At 60.9% G+C, this 19,646-nt stretch carries 20 protein-coding genes; 8 read left to right on the top strand and 12 right to left on the bottom strand.

The genetic code is table 11. The features are described from left to right. The first annotated feature begins 28 nt into the window (after nucleotides 1-28). Nucleotides 29-919, top strand: coding sequence for an ATP-binding protein (locus AC3WKX_RS29365; protein WP_003209065.1), 891 nt, complete (start codon nucleotides 29-31; stop codon nucleotides 917-919). Further along, on the top strand, nucleotides 916-1,398 hold the full coding sequence (locus tag AC3WKX_RS29360; RefSeq protein ID WP_003209067.1) for a GAF domain-containing protein: 483 nt from the start codon (nucleotides 916-918) through the stop codon (nucleotides 1,396-1,398). The genes AC3WKX_RS29365 and AC3WKX_RS29360 overlap by 4 nt, the downstream gene beginning before the upstream one ends. Before the next feature lie 44 nt (nucleotides 1,399-1,442). Here the strand turns inward: AC3WKX_RS29360 and AC3WKX_RS29355 are convergent, their stop codons facing one another. The 8 genes from AC3WKX_RS29355 to AC3WKX_RS29320 all read right to left on the bottom strand — a co-directional run bounded on the left by AC3WKX_RS29355 (nucleotide 1,443) and on the right by AC3WKX_RS29320 (nucleotide 10,294). Beyond that, entirely contained in the window at nucleotides 1,443-5,075 is a 3,633-nt protein-coding gene (locus tag AC3WKX_RS29355; protein ID WP_032898907.1) for a transporter substrate-binding domain-containing protein, read from the bottom strand. An 8-nt stretch (nucleotides 5,076-5,083) separates the two neighbouring features. Then, nucleotides 5,084-5,710, bottom strand: a complete 627-nt coding sequence (locus tag AC3WKX_RS29350) for a response regulator transcription factor (RefSeq protein WP_003209072.1) — start codon at nucleotides 5,708-5,710, stop codon at nucleotides 5,084-5,086. Between the two features lie 249 nt (nucleotides 5,711-5,959). Then, nucleotides 5,960-6,367 carry a response regulator gene (locus AC3WKX_RS29345; protein ID WP_087694775.1) on the bottom strand — a complete coding sequence of 136 codons (408 nt, stop codon included), beginning with the start codon at nucleotides 6,365-6,367 and terminating at the stop codon, nucleotides 5,960-5,962. A gap of 225 nt (nucleotides 6,368-6,592) precedes the next feature. Further along, nucleotides 6,593-7,924, bottom strand: coding sequence for a deoxyguanosinetriphosphate triphosphohydrolase (locus AC3WKX_RS29340; protein ID WP_003209075.1), 1,332 nt, complete (start codon nucleotides 7,922-7,924; stop codon nucleotides 6,593-6,595). A gap of 72 nt (nucleotides 7,925-7,996) precedes the next feature. Next, nucleotides 7,997-9,160, bottom strand: a complete 1,164-nt coding sequence (locus AC3WKX_RS29335; RefSeq protein WP_102606005.1) for an EAL domain-containing protein — start codon at nucleotides 9,158-9,160, stop codon at nucleotides 7,997-7,999. 92 nt (nucleotides 9,161-9,252) lie between these two features. Continuing rightward, the gene (locus tag AC3WKX_RS29330) at nucleotides 9,253-9,594 is read right to left on the bottom strand and encodes a hypothetical protein (RefSeq protein WP_008432159.1); all 342 of its coding nucleotides are present in this window, start codon (nucleotides 9,592-9,594) and stop codon (nucleotides 9,253-9,255) included. Next, complete coding sequence (locus tag AC3WKX_RS29325) at nucleotides 9,591-9,977, bottom strand: phage holin family protein (protein ID WP_003209078.1); 387 nt, start codon at nucleotides 9,975-9,977, stop codon at nucleotides 9,591-9,593. Before AC3WKX_RS29325 ends, AC3WKX_RS29330 begins: the two co-directional genes overlap by 4 nt. Before the next feature lie 2 nt (nucleotides 9,978-9,979). Further along, complete coding sequence (locus AC3WKX_RS29320; protein ID WP_003209080.1) at nucleotides 9,980-10,294, bottom strand: ElaB/YgaM/YqjD family protein; 315 nt, start codon at nucleotides 10,292-10,294, stop codon at nucleotides 9,980-9,982. A 348-nt stretch (nucleotides 10,295-10,642) separates the two neighbouring features. Here AC3WKX_RS29320 and AC3WKX_RS29315 point away from each other — a divergent pair, with 348 nt between their 5' ends. After that, nucleotides 10,643-11,851 (top strand): ammonium transporter, encoded by a 1,209-nt coding sequence (locus AC3WKX_RS29315; RefSeq protein ID WP_102606004.1) that lies wholly within the window; start codon nucleotides 10,643-10,645, stop codon nucleotides 11,849-11,851. On the opposite strand, the gene AC3WKX_RS29310 is transcribed toward AC3WKX_RS29315, so the two are convergent. Then, a complete protein-coding gene (locus AC3WKX_RS29310) occupies nucleotides 11,838-13,559 on the bottom strand; it encodes a cation:proton antiporter (protein WP_102606003.1) in 1,722 nt (573 codons plus the stop codon). The genes AC3WKX_RS29315 and AC3WKX_RS29310 overlap by 14 nt on opposite strands. Before the next feature lie 141 nt (nucleotides 13,560-13,700). On the opposite strand from AC3WKX_RS29310, the gene AC3WKX_RS29305 reads away from it, so the two are divergent. The 3 genes from AC3WKX_RS29305 (at nucleotide 13,701) to AC3WKX_RS29295 (ending at nucleotide 15,302) form a co-directional block, all read left to right on the top strand. Continuing rightward, the gene (locus tag AC3WKX_RS29305) at nucleotides 13,701-13,937 is read left to right on the top strand and encodes a glutaredoxin family protein (RefSeq protein WP_003209085.1); all 237 of its coding nucleotides are present in this window, start codon (nucleotides 13,701-13,703) and stop codon (nucleotides 13,935-13,937) included. A gap of 74 nt (nucleotides 13,938-14,011) precedes the next feature. Next, on the top strand, nucleotides 14,012-14,347 hold the full coding sequence (locus AC3WKX_RS29300; RefSeq protein ID WP_003209087.1) for a hypothetical protein: 336 nt from the start codon (nucleotides 14,012-14,014) through the stop codon (nucleotides 14,345-14,347). A 70-nt stretch (nucleotides 14,348-14,417) separates the two neighbouring features. Then, complete coding sequence (locus tag AC3WKX_RS29295) at nucleotides 14,418-15,302, top strand: pseudouridine synthase (protein WP_003209088.1); 885 nt, start codon at nucleotides 14,418-14,420, stop codon at nucleotides 15,300-15,302. 57 nt (nucleotides 15,303-15,359) lie between these two features. On the opposite strand, the gene AC3WKX_RS29290 is transcribed toward AC3WKX_RS29295, so the two are convergent. Together AC3WKX_RS29290 and mobA are read right to left on the bottom strand one after the other, a co-directional pair. Further along, nucleotides 15,360-15,581 (bottom strand): YgdI/YgdR family lipoprotein, encoded by a 222-nt coding sequence (locus AC3WKX_RS29290; protein WP_003209090.1) that lies wholly within the window; start codon nucleotides 15,579-15,581, stop codon nucleotides 15,360-15,362. Between the two features lie 80 nt (nucleotides 15,582-15,661). Further along, nucleotides 15,662-16,264: a molybdenum cofactor guanylyltransferase MobA gene (gene mobA / locus AC3WKX_RS29285; RefSeq protein WP_003209091.1), complete on the bottom strand. Its 603-nt coding sequence runs from the start codon at nucleotides 16,262-16,264 to the stop codon at nucleotides 15,662-15,664. Between the two features lie 75 nt (nucleotides 16,265-16,339). Between mobA and moaB the strand changes: the two genes are divergently transcribed. Together moaB and AC3WKX_RS29275 are read left to right on the top strand one after the other, a co-directional pair. Then, nucleotides 16,340-16,879, top strand: a complete 540-nt coding sequence (moaB, locus tag AC3WKX_RS29280; protein WP_003209092.1) for a molybdenum cofactor biosynthesis protein B — start codon at nucleotides 16,340-16,342, stop codon at nucleotides 16,877-16,879. Next, nucleotides 16,863-18,089, top strand: a complete 1,227-nt coding sequence (locus AC3WKX_RS29275; RefSeq protein WP_102606002.1) for a molybdopterin molybdotransferase MoeA — start codon at nucleotides 16,863-16,865, stop codon at nucleotides 18,087-18,089. Before moaB ends, AC3WKX_RS29275 begins: the two co-directional genes overlap by 17 nt. A 143-nt stretch (nucleotides 18,090-18,232) precedes the next feature. On the opposite strand, the gene AC3WKX_RS29270 is transcribed toward AC3WKX_RS29275, so the two are convergent. Continuing rightward, on the bottom strand, nucleotides 18,233-19,522 hold the full coding sequence (locus tag AC3WKX_RS29270) for a M18 family aminopeptidase (RefSeq protein ID WP_003209095.1): 1,290 nt from the start codon (nucleotides 19,520-19,522) through the stop codon (nucleotides 18,233-18,235). Between the last annotated feature and the right edge of the window lie 124 nt (nucleotides 19,523-19,646).

Genomic DNA, 19,646 nt, shown 5'->3' with positions numbered 1-19,646 from the left:
TTTACAAGAACTTGCCAGAGGAATAGTCGTGGATTCTCGATTGAATGCCTTTCTTGAGCGTGCCGACGCGGTACTGGCTCGCCTGGAGCCCTTGTTGCCTGCCCCGCGCGAAGCCGTTGACTGGAACCATTGCCTGGCTGCCCGTTGGCAGCGCGAAGGTCGCAGCGGCTTTTTATTGCCACTGGAAGTCAGCCTGGATATGCGCCTGTCCGACCTGATCGGCGTGGATAAACAGCGCGAACAATTGGCCCGTAACACCCAACAGTTTCTCGACGGCCTGCCGGCCAACCATGCGCTGCTCTGGGGCTCGCGCGGCACCGGTAAATCGTCCATGGTGCGCGCCTTGCTGGCCCAGCACGCCAAGGCCGGGCTGCGCCTGATCGAAATCGAGCGCGATCACCTGGCGGACCTGCCGCGGGTGGTCGAGCAACTGATCAAATTGCCACAACGCTTTGTGTTGTTCTGCGATGACCTGTCTTTCGAAGCCGGCGAGAGCGATTATCGTGTGCTCAAGAGCGTACTCGACGGCTCCCTGGAGCAGGCGCCGGAAAACGTCCTGTTGTATGCCACCTCCAACCGTCGTCACCTGGTGCCCGAGAACCAGAGCGATAACGAGAACTGGAAGACCATAGACGGCGAGCTGCATCCCAACGAAGCGGTGGAGGACAAGATTGCCCTGTCTGACCGTTTCGGCTTGTGGCTGTCGTTTTACCCGTTCAATCAGGAGCACTTCCTGGATGTGGTCGAGCACTGGATCGGCGAGTTGGCGAGCAAGGCCGGTCTGCAGTGGCAACGCGATGAAGAGTTGGACATCCTCGCCGTGCGCTGGGCCACCGGGCGCGGTAATCGCAACGGCCGTTGTGCCTATCAGTTCGCCCGCTACTGGGTGGGCCTCAAGTTGTTGGAGCGTCAACCATGATTGATTTGCAACAGGCTGGAACCGGCCTCGATGGCTACGCCATGCTGCATGCGCAGCTGGAATCGCTGTTGGCGGATGAGCGGGATTTCATTGCCAATGCCGCGCAGTTTTCTGCGTTCCTGTTCAACCAGCTGGATGATCTGAACTGGGCAGGCTTCTACCTCAACCGCAATGAAGAGCTGGTGCTCGGGCCGTTCCAGGGGCAGATCGCCTGTGTGCGCATTCCGTTTGGTCGCGGTGTGTGTGGCGCGGCAGCGGCCTCGCGGCAAACCCAGCGGGTGGAAGACGTGCACGCGTTCCCAGGGCATATCGCCTGTGACAGTGCGTCCAACAGCGAGTTGGTCGTCCCGTTGGTCAAGGACGGCCGCTTGATTGGTGTGCTCGACCTGGACAGCCCATCGCTGTCGCGGTTTACCCCGCAGGATCAGGCCGGCATCGAGCAGTTGGCGGCGATTTTCCTGCGGTTGACCGATTGTTGATGGGGTGAGTCTCCTGCAGGAGCGAGCAAGTTCGCTCCTGCAGGCTATCGACAGTCCAGCACGTCCAGTTGCATCTGCAGCATCCTCTCCAGCTCAAGCATGGATTTCTCTATTGCCTTGATGCCCGCCTCGATAACGTGTGGTGTCTCGCGTTCGCCACACGCCTGCTCCAACGCTTCGCATTGTCCGGACAAGGTATCGGCCTGGATGATCCGGGCGGCGCCCTTGATCTTGTGGGCCTGGTCGATCAGGTCGCCGGGCGCGGCTTGCCGTGCCAGCATGGCCATCAGCTCGACCCGATCATTCCGGCTGCTGCTGAGCAACTCCTCGAGCAAACGCCGGCTCAACTGTGGGTCACCGCCCGTCATCGCGTCCAGGCTTTGCAGGGTAAACACGTTGCGGGTGGGCAGCGGATCGACCTGCGCCAGGTGCTGTTCCAGCGCAGTAAGACTGATGGGTTTGAACAGGCAGTCATTCATGCCGGCGTCAAAGCAGCGTTGTTTCTCCTCGGGCTGCGCGTTGGCGGTGAAGCCGAGTATCACGCACGGAGTTTTCTGCTCGCGCTCCTCATACTCGCGAATGGAGTGACTCAATTCGTAGCCGTTCATGATCGGCATATTGCAGTCGGCAATGACCAGGTCGAAGTGTTCCTGGCGCCAGGCCTGGAACCCCGCAGCACCATGATGGGCCGCGGTGAACTGATGCCCCAGGAAACCCAGTTGCTGGCACATCAGCAAGCGGTTGGCCGGATGGTCATCCACCACCAGCACGTTGAGCACTGGCGCCGGCGTGGCCGCGGCCGGTTCGAGCTTGTCTACGGCCTTGACCGGCGGCAGGCTGGTCATCTTCAGGCTGACGTGGACCTGGGTGCCTACCATGGGCACGCTGCTCAGGCTCAATTGGCCGCCCATCATGGCGCACAGGCTGCGACAGATCACCAGGCCCAGGCCGGCGCCGCTCCTGGCCAGGTGCCCGGAGTTGTCGGCCTGGGCGAACGGCTCGAACAGGCGTAGCTGGTCTTCGCGATTGATCCCGATGCCGGTGTCCTCCACTACCAGTTTCATCTCGATCTGTTGAGGTTGTCCGGTCGCCTTCAGCTGCACCTTGATCTTCACCTGCCCGCGTTCAGTGAACTTGATCGCATTGCTCACCAGGTTCGAGAGCACCTGCTTGAACCGCAGAGGGTCGATCAGTACGTCGGTATCCTCGACATCGGGGGTGAACTCCAGCACCAGGCTCAGGGTTTTCTGGCGCGCCAGGCCATCGAACACGCGGACCACCGACTCGATGACTTCGCGCAGGTTGACCCGCTCCGGGGCCAGGCTCAATCGACCGGACTCGATACGTGCAATGTCCAGAATGTCGCCGATCAACTCCAGCAGGTCCTTGGCCGAGTTGTAGGCGACCTCGATCGCAGGGCGATCAAGATGACCCTGATCGGCGCGCTTGAGTGTCAATTCCAGCATGCCAATGACGGCGTTCATCGGCGTGCGGATTTCGTGGCTCATGGTGGCCAGGAACGTGCTTTTCGCGCGATTGGCCTCGTCGGCGCGTTCCTTGGCGGCGCGCAGTTCGTCGAACAACTGGCGCCGTTCGCTGATATCGATCCAGCCGCCAATGATGCCCTGGACCTCGCCCACGGAGTCGCGGTAGGGGAGGATCCAGTGGTAGATCGTGAGTTTTTTCCCGTGCACGTGCAGGGTGCGATCAAGGATCAACGGTTTACCCTCGGCCACTACCCGCTGGTAGTCGGCATGGTACTGCGCCGCCTCCGTCTCAAGGGCCATGCTCATCTGCGTGATGCTTTTGCCGATGACGTCTTCACGCTTGATGTCGAACGTCTGCAGGTAGCTGTCGTTGCAGGTCTGCAGATAGCCGTTGTGGTCGCGTACGTAGATCGGATGGGGCGTTTCATTGACCAGCGCCCGCATGAACTCGAACTGGTCGTTAAGGGCGCGCTCGGCCAGTTTTCGGTGCTTGATCTGGCGCTGCAGGTAGCCGTTCCAGGCCAGGGAAATCAACAGCAGCAGCCCGGTGCCGATGATGATCTGGGCAATCAGGCGATGGTAATTGCGCCAGTAGCCATCGGACGCTGCGTTGTAGCCGCGCCAGCGGCTGTTGATCGCGGCCATCTCATCCGGGGCGATACTCAGCAGTGCCTTGTCCAGGATCGAACTCAGCTCCGTGGCGTGCCGGGACGTCGCCAGGGCAAACGTCGCAGGCAACGTGCCGATGCTGGAACTGATCTGCAGTTTGTCCTGGAATGCCGGAGAAGAAAGCAGGTAGTTGGCGATCACCAAAGGGTTCACTGCGCCGTCGACTTGCCCCTGTGCCAGCAATTCCGATGCCTTGAAGGTATCCCCGGTTTCCACCAGGTTTATCTGGGCAAATGCCTGCTGCAGGAATTTTTCCAGCTGATTGCCCTGGGTAATCGCCAGGCGCTTGCCGGCCAGTTCTTGAAGGCTTGTGGGCGCGCCCGGCTCTTTACGGGTCAGTAATACGTAGGAGTTTTCCAGGTAGGGGCGGCTGAAGTTCAACTGGGACTCGCGCCCGGTACTGGGGGTAATTGCGCCGATGATGTCGGCTGCGCCGGTCTGCACCAGTTCCATCATGTTGGCGACGTCACGCACGTGTTGAATCTCGAAGCGCAGGCCGGTTCGCAGGCGGATCAGCTCCAGCACGTCGGCGGTGACGCCCCGGAACTTGCCGTCGGTATCGAAGAACGTCAGGGGGGCGAGGGTTTCATTGACCACCACCTTCACCACGGGGTTGTCCTTGAGCCAGCGCTCTTCGCGCAGGCTCAGTTGCAGCTTGCGGTCGGTCAGCAGAATGTCGCTGCCCGCACTCCAGCGCTTGGCGATGCTGTCACGTTCATAGGTTGATACGCCATCGAGCACTGAGTCGATGATACTCAGGAGAATGGGTTGATCCTTGCGCAAGGCGAAGCTGAACCCGTGGGCCTCGTGCTTGCCGAAGTTGGCCATGCGGATATTTTTCAGGTAGCCCTTGTTGATCATGTAGTGAGTGGAAATGGTGTCGCCCAGGAATACGTCAGCCTGGTCGAATGCCACGGCATTCAAGGCATTTTGATAGGACGGGTAGGCGTGGATGGTCGCCTTGGGGTACAGCGCCTGCACTTCGTCCATGGGCAGGTAATGGTAGACAAGACTCAGGCGCAGGCCGGCCAGGCCGTCGCCAAGGTCGCGGTTCTCACCTTCACGGGTCACCAGTACCGGCTGATCCACTGCGTAGGGCAGTGACAGGACGATGTCGGGATTCGCCGCTTCAAAACCGTTGGCAGACCCCAGAAAATCGATTTCGCCGTTTGCCAGCGCCTGGATCGCGGCTTCACGGGAGGAGTAGCGCAACACGGTGAGCGGTATCGCCAGTGTCCTGGCCAGCAGCCCGGCGTAATCGGCAGTCAGCCCTTCATAATCACGCCCGCTGGAGGTGATGTCGAAGGGCGGATAGTCGGGTGCAGAGGTGCCCAGTATCAGTTCCCGTTTGTTCTGCAGCCACTGGCGTTGTGTCTTGTTCAGGGGGGTGTCCAGTTGAACGGCACCGGCACGCCCCAGCAGGGCATATTGCTCGGGAACAGTTTGTTCGGCAGGCACGGAAGTGCTGAGGCACACCCCGATACTCAATATGATTAGATAGTCCTTTAATCGCCTGGGCATCCGATTTCTCACACTAGCGCGTTACGTTTTGCCATCTCGATAAGTTCTACCAAGGATTTGGCTTTCAGTTTTTGCATGAGCCTTTTTTTGTAAGTGCTGACGGTCTTGTTGCTGAGAAACATGCCCTTGGCGATTTCCTTGTTTGTCCGGCCTTGGGCAAAAAGTTGTAATACCATGAGTTCACGATCGTTGACGACTTTGAAAAGTTCAAGCTCTTCATTGTTATCCGTTTCGTTAGTGCTGCCGTTAAGGGCCTGGCTCGGGAAGTAGTTGTAACCTGACAAGACCGCCCTGATGGCACTGAGCAGTTCGCTCAAGTCACCTTCCTTGCACACATAGCCATCCGCGCCGGAGCGCATGCACCGGGTAGCAAAGAGCTTGGGGGTCTGGGCAGTGAGTATCAACGTCTTGGTCGGTGTACTCATTGCGTTGAACCGGCACAGCACTTCCAGGCCATCGAGTTTCGGAATGCCGATATCAAGGATAATCAGGTCAGGCTGACACTCCTTGACCATTTGTATCGCATCACAACCGTTATCGGCTTCTCCCACTACTTTATAGCCTTCGTGTTCTAACAACATCCGAATGGCAAGTCGGATGACGGGGTGGTCGTCAATAATAAAAACTGAGTTCATGATCAAATTCCATACAGGCGCAAATAAAGTCGGCACATTAGCTCACATGGCAATGAAGGAGGATGAACTTGATGTGGAACAAACGTAAAACAAGAATAATCCTACATCAAAAAAAGCAAGGGATTACGCTCTGTGAGGTGTTTGTTGTTTGGGTGTAAGAGTTTTGCGTGGGTGGAATTTAAAAGTAACTGGTCGTGAGAGGGCAGCGTTATAAAGAGGCGTTTTCGGATTGCCCGGGTGTTTAACTTCCTACTTTTCTGTTGAGCGAGTAAGGCGTGATTGGCGTATGAGTTCATTCAGCTCAAGGTGGCTTAACGGCTTCGACAAATAGCCAAGTAATGCAAAGTTGCGTCGGGATGCCTGGGCCATCAGGTGTTCCAGTTCATTGACGGGCAGGCCGCTGAGCAATATCGCGGACCTTATAAAGCCTCTGCGGTTGGCAATTTCAATCAACTCCAGCCCGGGCAAGTCGGGCAAACATTGATCACAGAGCAGAATATCGAATGGCACGTCGGTTTGTGTCATCAGCCGCATTGCCTGTTCTGCATTCTCGGCCAGTGCCAGGTCGTGGTAGCCATAGTTTCGTAGCAGGCATTGGGTGGCCAGCAATTGAAAGGGGTGATCCTCCACCAACAGGATGCGAAGTTGTTCGAGCATGGTTTTTTCCATGGAATGGACAAGAGCCCTGAAGACGCTCCACCAGGGCGTGTAGTAAGAAGTTAATGGGCCCGCCAGCTATCGGGCGCAGGAGCAGGTCGAAAGACTGCGGTCAGGGCGCGCGATTATTCATCGCGGCGGGGAAGAACTTCGATCAGGCCGCTCTGTTCCGTGCGTAGGGCGATTCTTTGAAAAGTCGCCCTGGCCATCAGCCAGGGCTCCGATTTATTGCGGGCTGGAGCGGCCGGTCATCTCGCGGGCCATCTCGCTGGCGTAGCTGTCAGTCATGCCGGCGATAAAGTCGATCATGCGCAGGAAGGACGCGTGCAATGACCAGGAAGGGTCCGGGGCGCTATTGCCCAGCAGGTCGAGGATGCGTCGGTTCTTGAACGACGGTGTGCGACCGCCATGTTGTTCCAGGGCCGCGCCGCAGAAGGCATTCAAGAGGATTTCCAGGGTGGTGTAGGCGCCGATCTCATGCAGGGTCTTGCGCTTGTCCTGGAAGATCTTCTTGCGGGCCATGTCCTTGGCATCCAGCACGCAGCGCTTGGCCGGGCCGTGCATATGTTCCACCAGGTCCCCCGGCAGGGTGCCGGCCAGCAGCGCGTCCTGTTGTTCGACGAACGCCCGGGCCGCGGCGTTGGTCAGGTGTTCGATGGCCTTGCCTCGCAGGATCGCCAGCTTGCGTCGCCGGGAATCCAGCGGGCCGAGTTGCCGATAGGTTTGCGGCAAGTCGTCGCCCACCAGGTCCAGCAGCAGTGACTCGACCTCGGCGTATTCCAGCAGCTCCATTTCCAGGCCGTCTTCGAGGTCGATCAACGCGTAGCAGATATCGTCGGCCGCCTCCATCAGGTACACCAGCGGGTGCCGGGCCCAGCGTTGTTCTTCCAACTGCGGCAAGCCGAGCTTCTGGGCGATCTGCTCCAGGATCGGCAGTTCGCTCTGGTAGCAGCCGAACTTGTGTTTCTTGTAGCCCAGGGAGTCGGCGTGGCGGGCGGTCCAGGGGTATTTCAGGTAGGTGCCCAAGGTGGCGTAGGTCAGGCGGGTGCCACCATCAAACTGGTGGTATTCCAGTTGCGTGAGTACCCGGAAGCCCTGGGCATTGCCTTCGAAGTTGAGGAAGTCATTGCGTTCGGCGCTGCTCATGTCATCCAGCCAGCCACGGCCTGAAGCTTGCTGGAACCAGTGCCGGATCGCGTCCTCGCCGGAATGGCCGAAGGGTGGGTTGCCGATGTCATGGGCCAGGCAGGCCGACTGCACCACCATGCCCAGGTCGCTCGGGTCGCACCAGTCGGGCAGGGCACTGCGGATGGTCTCGCCCACGCGCATGCCCAGGGATCGTCCCACGCAACTGACTTCCAGGGAGTGGGTCAGCCGGGTGTGGATGTGATCGTTGCTGGTCACCGGGTGCACTTGCGTCTTGCGGCCCAGGCGGCGAAACGCACCGGAAAAGATGATGCGGTCATGGTCTTTGTGAAACGGACTGCGCCCCAGTTCTTCCGGGCTGTGCAGGGGTTTTCCAAGGCGTTCGCGGGTAAGCAGGGTGGGCCAATCCAAGGCGGGTACTCTCCGTGCGGTGAATGACGGCTCCCAGCTTCCCGGTTCAGCCAGGCCTTCGCAAGCGAAAAACTACAGGCCGGCGGCGTCGATATCGATTAACAGCAGGCGCTGACCATTATCAAAGAATTGTCCGGCAGTCAGGCAGTACTGGTTGGTCGTGGCATCGCGATAGGTTGAGGAGAGGGTCAGCCGCCGCTCCTCCCAACCTTCGGCCAGCAAATGATAAAAATACGGACGCCATGACCAGTTGTGGCCCAGGTAGCGGCTGTCGGCTTGCCAGGCGCCCTGGTGCCATTCGAAGTTGGGCGTCAATTGCGTGCCATGCCGGTCGCACTGGTAAAAACGCAGCAGCCAGGGAAACCCCGTCAATTGCGGCAGATGGCTCAGCGGTGCACGGGTGTGGGCCCAGGTTTGCAGGATCTGCATCAGCTCCGCCAGTTGCTGGCGCAGTTGCATGATCCGGCCACGTTCGGCGAGCTTCTGTTGGACATAGCCGGTGCGCAACTGGGCGAAGCGCGGCACGAATGCGTCGGTGTCGAACCAGTCCAGTTGGGCCTGGGCGAACAGGTAGCCCTGGACATAACGCGAACCGCATTCCAGGGCGAAATTCAGTTGGCCCTCGGTTTCCACCCCTTCGGCGATGATCCAGCAGCCGGTTTTTTCCGCCATTTGCGCCAGTGCCCGTACCACCTCACCGCTCGGGCCACCGCGGGCCGCGGCCTGGAACAGGCGCATGTCCAGCTTGAGAATGTCCGGCTGCAAGGCCAGCACCCGGTCCAGCTGCGAATAGCCGGCGCCGAAGTCATCAATGGCAATCCGCGCGCCGGCCTCGCGGTAGCGCTCGACGACTTCGGCCAGGCGCAGGATATCGCCGCCCAGTTCAGTGATCTCGAACACGATGCGGCGCGGGTCGACGTTATGCAGTTGCAATTGCTTCAGGCTCGGCAGTGCCTGGCCCGGGCGCAGGCGGGTGATCCAGCGTGGCGAGATATTCAGGCTGAGGAACCACTCCTGCGGGGCTTCATGCAGGCGGCTCAGGGCATTGTCACGGATCTGCCGGTCCAGGCGGCGCAAGGCCACCGAGGGCGTGCGCGGGTCGGCGAACAGCGGACCCACCGAGCGCAGTTGGCCATTCGCCTGGCGTAGGCGGCCCAGGGCTTCTACGCCGGCGATGCGGCCGGTGGCGGTGTCGATGAATGGCTGGAAGCAGGCGAGCGGTTGCCCGTCGATCACGGGGCCTCCTTAAAAGACCGGAAATAAAAAAGGCCCGGCCCTCAATGGAGAGGGCCGGGCCTGATCTGTTTGCAAGAATGCAGCCAGCACGCTCAACTTTTGCGCGAAGCACCTTGCATGGCCAGTTTGATCAGCGGGATCAGGCCGGCACCCAGCCGCACCAGGCGGGTCATGGTGCCGATTCCGCCGCCCTTGGCGCCTTTGCCGGTGAGAAACCCCAGCAGCGTCACCACGCCCACGCCCCACAGCGGCGCGTGCTTGATGCCAAAACCGTCCTGCCAGCTCTGGCCCATGTTGCGGACCTTTTGCAGCGGCAGCATCAGTTGCTGGGACTCGTGACGGATTTCCTGGCGGTGCATTTCCATGCGCAGGCGGATCAACGCCTTGCGCATTTCTCGTCGGGAAGTGTTTTGCGGCAATTCAGTCATGCTCATGGCAGCAGGCGCTCCCGGTCGTTGGCCAGCTCTTCGAGGGTGGCGTGGAACGGCGTGGACTCATCGAACACCGCCGCCTTCAGGCGCAACCCGCAGAATGCTGCGGCCAGTATGTAGAACACACACAGGCTGATAATCCCGGTCAGGCGGTAGGTATCCCACACCAGAATCATCACCAGCGCCGACAAACCCACCAGCAACAGCAAGGCAAACACCAGCGCCAGGCCGGCGAACAGCAACAGGCTGACGGTGCGGGCTTTCTGCTCCTGCAACTCGATGCCGAACAGCTCGACATGGCTGTGCAGCAAACCCAGGACAGCCGCGCCCAGGCGCCGTGAAGTAGAACTTGGGCCCGTGGACGAGCCGGATTCGCCGATAGACATGATTAGCGCCTTGTAGCCAGCAGGCCGATCAAAAAGCCCACGCCGGCCGCAATGCCGACGGACTGCCAGGGGTTGGCCTGCACATAGTCTTCAGTGGCCGTGACCGCCGCCTGGCCGCGTTCGCGCAGGGAGTCCTCGGTCAGTTGCAGGGTTTCACGGGCCTTGAGCAGGCTTTCGTGAATCTTGCTGCGAAGCTCGTCAGCCTGGTCACCGGCGAGGATGGCCGTGTCGTCCAGCAGCTTCTCGGTATCGCTGACCAGGGTTTGAAAATCCGCCATCAGTATTTCTTGAGCAGTCTTTGCCGTTTTTCTGGCCATGGTTATCTCCGTGAGTGGCTGGTCTGTTTACTTCTGGTTTCGAGTCACCGGTGTCGGTGAAGGTTCACTGCAATTGTCTGGTACAGCTTTTGCTTTGCCTTGGTGCGCGGGCCCGGGGCCTTGCGCTGAATCCGGGCGGTTGGGGCTCAAACCCTGAAAAACCTTACCCTAAATAACTAAAACTCGCGGAAAAACCCTGTCGGATTCTGCCTTTTTCAATGATCGCTGCGCCAAAGCGGTTCACGGCCTCAAACGAGGGTCGGACCGCTGGTGCCAATTTAGTGCGCATCATGAAGGTCATGAACTGCTTTGGTGCTTTTTCCTGCATGTGCAGGCCTGCCATCCTCCATGGAAAATTTGCAAAGCGCGGTGGACACCCTCGTCCACAGCTCCAACACGCTGTTCATTCTGATTGGTGCGGTCATGGTCCTGGCCATGCACGCCGGCTTTGCCTTCCTGGAAGTCGGCACGGTGCGCCAGAAGAACCAGGTCAATGCCCTGTCGAAAATCCTCAGCGACTTCGCGATTTCCACACTGGCCTATTTCTTTATAGGCTATTGGATCTCCTACGGCGTGACCTTCATGCAACCGGCGGCGGTGATCAGCGCCGACCACGGCTACGGCCTGGTGAAGTTCTTCTTCCTGCTGACCTTCGCGGCGGCGATCCCGGCGATCATTTCCGGGGGAATCGCCGAGCGTGCACGGTTTGTTCCGCAACTGTGTGCCACTGCGTTGATCGTAGCCTTCATCTACCCGTTTTTCGAAGGCATGGTGTGGAACGGCAACTACGGCCTGCAAGCCTGGTTGCTGGCCACCTTCGGCGCCAGCTTCCATGACTTTGCCGGCAGCGTCGTGGTGCACGCCATGGGCGGCTGGCTGGCGCTGGCGGCGGTGCTGTTGCTGGGGCCAAGGCAGGGGCGTTATCGGGAAGGGCGCCTGGTGGCGTTCGCGCCGTCGAGTATTCCATTCCTCGCGTTGGGCTCGTGGATCTTGATTGTCGGCTGGTTCGGCTTCAACGTCATGAGTGCGCAAACCCTGTCCGGGGTCAGTGGGCTGGTGGCGGTCAATTCGTTGATGGCGATGGTCGGTGGCACGGTAGCGGCATTGGTGATCGGCCGTAACGACCCAGGCTTCTTGCACAACGGTCCATTGGCCGGGTTGGTGGCGATCTGTGCCGGTTCCGACCTGATGCACCCGGTGGGCGCGTTGGTGACCGGCGTGGTGGCGGGCGGCTTGTTCGTCTGGTTCTTCATTGCCGCCCAGGATCGCTGGAAAATCGACGATGTGCTGGGTGTATGGCCGTTGCACGGGCTGTGCGGCGTGTGGGGCGGGATTGCCTGCGGGATCTTCGGCCATACCGCCCTGGGCGGTTTGGGCGGCGTGAGCCTGATCAGCCAGTTGATCGGCACCGCGCTGGGGGTAGTGGTAGCCCTGGCCGGCGGCTTCCTGGTGTATGGGGTGATCAAGCGCGTTTACGGGCTGCGCTTGAGCCAGGAAGAGGAGTATTACGGCGCGGATTTGTCGATCCACAAGATTGGCGCGGTCAGTCAGGATTGAGGGGCGCGTCCCCTTCGTTCTGGTTGCAGCCATGTAACAGCCGGTACCGGCTCTGGCGCACTTCATCGACACGGCCTTGCACCTGCTGCTCCGACAACCCCAGCAGGATCAACGCATGGGAGGCGAGCATCAGGCTCGACTCCAGCAACTCGGGCACCACTTCAGTGGCGCCGGCGGCTTTCAGTTCGGCCAGCTGACTGTCGTCGCGGGTGCGTACCAGGATCGGCACGGTCAGGTTGATCCGCCGCGCTTCGTTGAGCACGGCCAGGGCGACGTCGCTGTTGTCCACCGCGATCACCACCAGGCGCGCACGTTCCAGGCCGACCGCGCTGAGCAGGGCGCCACGGCGGCAGTCGCCGTAATGCACGGCGCTGTCTTCGGTAGAAGCGTCCTGGACTCGCTCCGGGTCGTCATCAAGGGCAATGAACGCCTGTTGTTCACGGTGCAGGAAGCGCCCGATGGACTGGCCAACCCGGCCGTAGCCGCAGATCACCGCGTGGTCGCGCAGCTCGGCATTCAGGGCCGTAATCTCTTCAAGCTGTACTTGCTGGTTGGGCTTGCGGTGCAGGCGCAGGGCAATCGCGGGTGCAGCCCTGAGCAACAGCGGAGTCAATAGCATCGAGCAGAAGGTGGCAGCCAGCAGCAGGCCGCTGATGTCGGCGGGCATCAGGCGGCTTTGCTGCATTTGCGCCATCAAGGCGAAACAGAACTCGCCGCCCTGGGCCAGCGCCAGGCCGCTGCGCCAGGCGGTTTCACCGTCGCTGCCGCGCAGTTGCACCAATAGCGCGACCACACAGCCTTTGATCAACATCAGCGTGAGGGTCAGGCCGAGAATCAACAGGCTATGACTGACGAACAGTTGCAGGTCGATCAGCATGCCGATGCTGACAAAAAACAGTCCTAGCAGGATGTCGCGAAACGGTCGGATATCGGCTTCGATCTGATGGCGGTAATGGCTTTCCCCCAGCAGCATGCCGGCGAGAAACGCACCGAGTGCCGGGGACAGGCCCAGCAAGTGGGTCAGCCAGGCGGTGAGCAGTACGATCACCAGTGCCAGCAGCACGAACAATTCGGCCGAATGGGACGCCGCCACCTCACGGAACAAACGCGGCAGCAACCAGCGGCTGGCCAGCAGCAGGCCAAGGAACAGCACCACGGTTTTGCCCAGGGTCAGTGGCAATGCCCAGTACCAGGCTTGCTCGCTGTTACCGGCGAACACTGGCAAGAGGGTCAGCAGCAATACGGCCACTACATCCTGGAACAGCAATACCCCAATCGCATTCTGGCCATGGCTGCTGAAGATTTCGCCGAGGCTGGTCAGCTCCTTGCTGACGATGGCGGTGGACGACAGTGCCAGTCCAGCACCGAGCAACAGCGCGGTCGTCGGCGACAGGCCGAACAGTGCCAGCAAACCGCCCAGCAGCAACCCGCAGCACAGTACCTGCAGGCTGCCCAAGCCAAACACCACCCGGCGCAGGCCGAGCATTTTGTTGAGAGAAAACTCCAGGCCCAGGGAAAACAGCAGGAACACCACACCCAGTTCGGCAAGGTCTGGCAACTCTTCGCTGTCATTGACCCAGTCGAGGGCGGTGGGGCCCACGGCCAGGCCAACACACAGATAGCCCAGCACCGGCGGCAGTTGCAGGCGACGAAACAGCGCAATCACCACCAGGGAGGAGGCCAGGATAATCAGCAGGTTGGCAAACACATGCAGCTCCATTGCAGGTATTACGGGAAAAAAGTCGCGAGAGTCGCTGAATCAGTTATACGCCATGCTGATCTGGGTCAGGCTTTTGCAGTGTCCCGACGCTGTTAGAATAGGTGCCTGATTCTTCTCGGACCCTTTGCCATGCTTCCTGAATGTCAGTTGTTCGGCACCCTGGGCTGCCATCTGTGTGAGATTGCCGAAGCCGAAATCATGCCGTTGGTCGAACACGGCCTGCTGGTGGAGTTGGTGGATATCGCCGATTCCGAGGCCCTGTCTGAAGCCTACGGCCTGCGGATTCCGGTGCTGCGCCGGGTAGACACGGGCGCGGAGCTGGAGTGGCCGTTCGACGAAGCGCAGGTAGTGAACTTTCTTAGCTAGCACTCGGCGATGGCGAGTTCCCGATTATTCGGTTACTGTATGTTTGTACAGCGATTGAATGAGAGGGAACGCCCGTGGTGAATGTTGAACAACTGAAAAGCAGCGTCAATCGCATGTCCGCCGACGTCGTGCGCGACGCGGTGAACGAGCTGCGCCTCGATGGCCTGGTCACGGAAGGCAAGACGCCGTTTAACAAAGTGCATTTCAACACCTGCTTTGCCGAGATCGAGGCGCTGTTCCAGCGCGCGGGTTATCACAAGCAGCTGGATGTGGTGGGTTACCAGGGCTTGCTGTATGCGCTTTACGACCCGGGCCGCTGGGAAGCGGTGGATGTGCTGCGCTGGCTCAAGGAATTCACCGAGGCGGCCAGTGCGTCACCGGTGTTGCGCGCGGAATTGGCCAAGGCCTGAATCTGTGCTGGGCCTGATCCGGCTGCATGCGGGATAATGCGCGCCTGTATGTCCACGTCTTGAGCCTGCCATGTCCGTTTTTTCCGCTGCCCAGCACCAAGCCAGCACCTTGTACCTGCCGCCAGGCGCCTGGGCCACCGTGCTGGATTGCCTGTGTGAGCACTTCCAGGCCATCAGCCGTGAGCAATGGCTGGACCGCATCGCCCGGGGCAGGGTACTGGACATCAATGGCACTCCCATCAATCAGGACCTCGCCTACCGCGAAGGCCTGTGCATCTACTACTTTCGCGAAGTACCGAACGAGAAAGTAATCCCGGTGCAGGAGACGATCCTGTACGCCGATGAACACCTGGTGGTGGCCGACAAGCCGCATTTCCTGCCGGTCACGCCTGCCGGTGAATACGTCGAGCAGACCCTGTTGCGGCGTTTGATCCGTCGCCTGGACAACCCGGCGCTGGTGCCGCTGCATCGCATTGATCGGCATACCGCAGGGCTGGTGCTGTTTTCGGCCAACCCCCAGACGCGCTCGGCGTATCAACAGCTGTTTCCCACGCGCAAGATCGACAAGTTCTACGAAGCCATTGCCCCTGCATTGCCTGGGCTGACCTTTCCGCTGGTACACAAAAGCCGGCTGGTGGATGGCGAGCCGTTCTTTCGCATGCAGGAAGGCGCGGGGGCGAGCAACACCGAGACGGCGGTCGAGGTGCGGGAAAAGAATGGCGACCTGTGGCGCTATGGCCTGTTTCCGGTGACCGGCAAGAAGCATCAGTTGCGGGTGCACATGACGGCCCTGGGCGCGAGTATCTGCAACGATCCGTTCTACCCCGACGTTATCAAGGATGCCGAGGACGACTACGCCAACCCGCTCAAGCTGCTGGCCCAGGGGGTGCGTTTCATCGACCCGGTCACCGGCCTTGAGCGCGACTTTCGCAGCGAGATCAGCCTGGACTGGTAAACCCCAGCAACGAAAAAGCCCGCATTACGCGGGCTTTTTTGTATCTGGCGTTAAGACTTACAGGTCTTTAACGGTGCGAACCTGATCCTTGTTGATCTGGGTGCGCTTGCCATCCAGCTGTTCGAATTCGTAGAAGCCGGTGGACTTGTCGAATTTAGGAGTGTCGACGGCCTGGATTTCGCGACCGTCATTCAGGGTGATCACTGTCGGCGAGGCGCAACCGGCAAGGGTAGCGAGGCCCAGTGCAAGCATGAGAGCGGCGATGGTCCGTTGAGTCATGAGTTTGTCTCCGAGAGAATGCTTTGTTGAGTACTGACCTTGTGACGTGTGTAACGTCGGCAAAGTTCCTTGTTCGACGCTCATTCTGACACGCTGGGCGGGCGGTGCAACAACTCCGGTGTATTGAGGTTGGCCAGGCGCGGATCGTCGGCGGGGCAATCCAGGGCCTTGGCCCCCAGCGCCTGCATGATCTGGCGCGGGCTGCGCTCGCCGGCTGCCCAGGCCCGTTCGAAGGGCTCGCGCAGCGAAGTGGGGATCACGCAGAGCAGCGGTTCCCAGAAATCGCCGTGGCGCACCATCACCGGCAGCAACGGGTTTTGCTGCGCCGTGCTGCGCAGGTCGGCGAGCAATCGTGCATCGATCTGCGGTACATCGCACGGCAATACCAGCAGATGCCCATGCTGCGCCACCGCCAGTCCTGCGCGAATGCCGGCCAGTGGCCCTGGAAAGTCGGGGCTGTCATCGCCGACCAATCGGTCGGCATAGGCCGCGTACTGCGCCTGGTTGCGATTGCAGGAGATGATCAGGTCGTCGGTCAACGGCCGCACCAGGCGATGCAGGTGCGCGATCAGCGGCTGCCCGTGCCAGTCCAGCAGGCCCTTGTCGAGGCCGCCCATGCGCTGGCCACGACCGCCGGCCAGCAAAAGGATCGAGCAGGGCAGTGGGGAAGAATGGCTTGGCATGACGGCTCCTGCGGGCAGTGAAATGGGGGGCTGTGATATAACATCGGGCTGTTCCTTCGACAACTGGACCGAGCCATGAAAGCCAAGGCTGATGCGCCCTTTGTACCCCTGAATATCGCTGTATTGACGGTCAGCGACACCCGCACCCTGGAAACCGACACCTCGGGCCAGGTCTTCGTCGACCGCCTGACCGCCGCCGGTCACCTGCTGGCCGAGCGAGTTTTGCTTAAAGATGATCTGTACAAAATCCGTGCGCAAGTGGCGCACTGGATTGCCGAAGACGTGGTGCAGGTGGTGTTGATCACCGGCGGCACCGGCTTCACCGGCCGCGACAGCACCCCGGAAGCGGTGAGCTGCCTGCTGGATAAACAGGTGGATGGTTTCGGCGAACTGTTCCGGCAAATCTCCGTGGCCGATATCGGCACCTCCACCGTGCAATCCCGTGCCCTGGCCGGCCTGGCCAACGGCACACTGGTGTGCTGCCTGCCGGGCTCCACCAACGCGGTGCGCACCGGTTGGGACGGGATTCTCGCCGAGCAACTGGATAACCGTCACCGCCCGTGCAACTTCGTCCCGCATTTGAAACAGGCCGAGCCCTGTGAATCCCGTGGGTAAGCCGGGCAAGACCGGCGCGTTGATGCCGGTGGAAGACGCCCTCGAACAATTGCTGGCGATGGCCGAGGCAGCGCCGATTCGCGAGCCGGAAACGTTGCCGCTGGCCGAGTGTGATGGTCGGGTGCTGGCCCAGGCGTTGATCTCCACGCTGGACTTGCCGCCCTGGCCCAACAGCGCCATGGACGGATACGCCCTGCGCCTGGCGGACTGGACCGGTGAGCCACTGGCAGTCAGCCAGCGCATTTTTGCGGGCACGGCACCCGAGCCCTTGGCTGCCGGTACCTGCGCGCGGATCTTCACCGGAGCCCCGGTACCGGAGGGCGCGAACTGCGTCGAGATGCAGGAAAACGCCGTGGTCCATGCCGATCAGCGGGTGAGCTTCACCGAAGCGTTGCAGGTGGATCAAAACATCCGTCCCCAAGGCCAGGAAACCACGGTGGGCGAGTGGGTGTTGCCAGCAGGTACACGCCTGGGCCCGATCGAGTTGGGCCTGGCGGCTTCGCTGGGTCGTGATCGGCTGGAGGTGGTACGACGCGCCCGCGTGGCTGTGCTGTCCACCGGCGACGAGTTGATCGAGCCGGGTCTGCCGCTGGGCCCCGGGCAGATCTACAACAGTAATCGCCGGGTGCTGTGCAGCTGGCTGGAGCGCCTGGGCTGCGAAGTGGTGGACGCCGGGATCCTGCCGGACGACCTGGAACAAACCCGCGAACGCCTGGGCGCATTGGGCTCGGTAGACCTGATTCTGTCCACCGGCGGTGTGTCGGTGGGGGAGGCGGATTTTCTCGGGATTGCACTGCGGGAAGAAGGGGAGCTGGCGCTGTGGAAGCTGGCAATCAAGCCGGGCAAGCCGCTGACGTTCGGGCATTTCCGTGGTGTACCGGTGATCGGTTTGCCGGGCAATCCGGCGTCGACGCTGGTGACCTTTGCCTTGCTGGCGCGGCCTTACCTGTTGCGCCGCCAGGGCGTGGAAGACGTGCAGCCGCTGCGCATTGAAGTGCCCGTGGGATTTGTCTGGCCCAAGCCGGGGAATCGCCGCGAGTATTTGCGCGGGCGGCTGGAGCAGGGCAAGGCGATCATCTACCGCAACCAGAGCTCGGGTGTGCTGCGTAGCGCGGCGTGGGCCGAAGGTTTGGTAGAAGTGCTGGAGGGGACGACGCTGGAGATCGGTGACCGGGTCAACTTCATTCCGCTGAGTGAAGTGTTGAACTGAGCCCGATCTATCAAACAATGAAGATCAAAATGTGGGAGCGGGCTTGCTCGCGAAAGCGGTGGATCAGTCATCAGATGTATTGACTGACCCTCTGCATTCGCGAGCAAGCCCGCTCCCACATTTGATTTGTGTTCATCCTGCGGTTACGGCAAATCACGACTCGCGTAAAACGCACTCAACACCTTCACCAGGTGCGCCAGGTCGTGGCTGCCGCACAGCTCGCGAATCGAGTGCATCGCAAACGTCGGCAAGCCGATATCCACGGTGCGCACGCCCAGGTGGCTGGCGGTGATCGGGCCGATGGTCGAGCCGCAACCCATGTCGCTGCGTACCACAAAGCTTTGCACCGGCACTTCTTCGGCCATGCACAGGTGGCGGAAGAACCCGGCGGTTTCGCTGTTGGTGGCGTAGCGCTGGTTGCTGTTGACCTTGATCACCGGGCCGGCATTGAGTTTCGGGCCGTGGTTGGCGTCGTGCTTCTCGGCGTAGTTGGGGTGCACGCCGTGGGCGTTGTCGGCAGACACCAGCAGCGACTTCTGGATGGTGCGTACGAATTCATCACCCTCGGGCAGCAGGCGGCGCAGGGTCTGCTCCAGCATCGGGCCGTCGGCACCGCAGGCGGAGCACGAGCCGACTTCTTCGTGGTCGTTGCAGACCAGCACGCAGGTTTCATCGGTTTCGGCGGTGAGCAGGGCTTGCAGGCCGGCGTAGCACGACAGCAGGTTGTCGAGGCGGGCACCGGCGATAAAGTCGCCATTGAGGCCGATCACGGCCGCGCTCTGGGTGTCGTAGAAGCTCAGCTCATAGTCGAGCACCACATCGGCGTTCAACCCGTGTTCACGAGCCAGTTGCTCGGTCAGCACTGCGCGGAAGTCTACGCGCTCGTCACCGGCGAACTGCGCAAGGATCGGCGGCAGTTCGGTCTGGGCATTGATCGCCCAACCCTGGTTGGCTTCACGGTTCAGGTGAATGGCCAGGTTGGGGATGATCGCGATGGGCAGCTTGAAGTCGATCAGCTGGCTTTCGACCTTGCCGTCGCGGCGGAAAGTGACGCGGCCGGCCAGGGACAGATCGCGGTCGAACCACGGCGCCAGCAGCGCGCCGCCGTACACTTCCACACCCAGTTGCCAGAAGCCCTGGCGTTGCAGTTCAGGCTGTGGCTTGACCCGCAGGCACGGGCTGTCGGTGTGGGCGCCGACCAAGCGGATGCCGCCTTGCAGGGGCGAGTGGCGGCCGAGCTTGAAGGCGATGATCGAGGAGTCGTTGCGGGTCACGTAATAGCGCCCGTTGGCCTCGGTGGTCCAGGTCTCGCGCTCGTCAAGACGCTGGAAACCGGCCGCTTCCAGGCGCTGTGCAAGGGCGGCGGTGGCATGGAACGGGGTAGGGGAGGCCTTGAGGAAGTCGATCAGGCCTTGGTTCAACTCTTCGCGCATAAGTAGCTCCAGACAGCAATGGCGCGAGTTTACCGTCCGACGGGATAAGTGCACAGAACAAATGTGGGAGCGGGCTTGCTCGCGAATGCGGTGTGTCAGTCGCCGAATGAGCTAACTGATCCAC

Source organism: Pseudomonas sp. GP01-A4 (assembly GCF_058780865.1).
The sequence above is the reverse complement of the archived record's forward strand: the minus strand, read 5'-3'. Positions and strand labels throughout refer to the sequence as shown.